Source organism: Rossellomorea oryzaecorticis, from assembly GCF_045897515.1.
Lineage (GTDB): Bacteria > Bacillota > Bacilli > Bacillales > Bacillaceae_B > Rossellomorea > Rossellomorea enclensis.
The window spans coordinates 1-1,084 of record NZ_JBJOSA010000050.1 but is presented as its reverse complement, the minus strand read 5'-3'; the positions used below and the strand labels follow the sequence as shown (position 1 = coordinate 1,084).

Annotated in this window: 1 protein-coding gene; it reads right to left on the bottom strand. The window is 43.3% G+C overall.

What is annotated here, in order from left to right; translation table 11 throughout:
• Positions 1-133: 133 nt before the first annotated feature.
• A partial coding sequence (locus ACKA06_RS21610; protein ID WP_411160629.1) for an IS110 family RNA-guided transposase occupies positions 134-1,084 on the bottom strand: 951 nt, incomplete at its 5' end.

Here is a 1,084-nt window from a genome sequence, read left to right as displayed (position 1 = left end):
GATGCCGGATATGCTCCTCGGGTGGGTCTATGCCCTAATGCTCGGAATGGTGACCGGCTTATCCGTGCTTCGTTTGATTTACATTAAGAAACGTTGAAAAGACAAAGTATGTGTAACCTATACCTATTTCGTGTTAAGCAGCCTGCACATCAGTAATGTGCGGAATATCTCGAAGCATGCGATCTTCACTAAAGGCACACTTCCGTGTTCCCATCGCAAATAGAATCTTAATCAATTTACGAGCTAAAGCGACATAAGACTGTTTCCCCTTTAGAGGATTGTTTCTCCGGTGTTTGTAGTAGTTGTGTAGCGCCTTGAACCCTTTATTATGAAAGGCTAATGGGCGAGCGACTTGATATAAAATGGTGCGTAATCTCCGTCGACCGCGTTTGGTGATGGTCGTCTGCCCTTTATGTTTGCCTGATTGGTTCATCATCAGATTGAGTCCTGCTAATTTAATAATTTGTCGTGGATCTCTATAGTTAGAGAGGTCACCAATTTCGGCAAAGAAGCCAACGACTGTCATAGGCCCGACACCTTTTATAGCTATCATACTATCGGCACCAGGAACCAATCGAACAAGTTCTTCGAGCTCTTCTTTAAGGGCTTCTAGACGAGCGTCTAATAATTCATATTGATCGACAAGATAGCGAAGTTCTTCACGGGCCATTCGAAGACCAACGGTCAGTCCAATACTGGAGGCAGCTGCCTTTTTCAATTGACGCATACGCTCTATCCCGATATTTTTCGTTACTGACGTTTTTACTTCTTTCAGAAGTTCATCCTCTGTTTTCTGCTGAATATCTTTGGGAAGATATCCACGCTTCAATAAATATAAAGCTGTTTTCCCATTCCACTTTTTAAATACGGTCAAGAATTCAGGGAAATAGCGATCCAGCGCATTATGAATTTGAGCCTTGATGGATGACAAATCTTCTTGGATGATATCAAAGAGTTTGACTCCTTCCCGTAAATCGGCATACAAACCCTCAGGTAAGGTAGGCTCATGATAACGACCCGCCCGCATGACTTGAGCGATGACTTTCGCATCCTTTGTGTCATTTTTGGTGGGCGAATCATCATC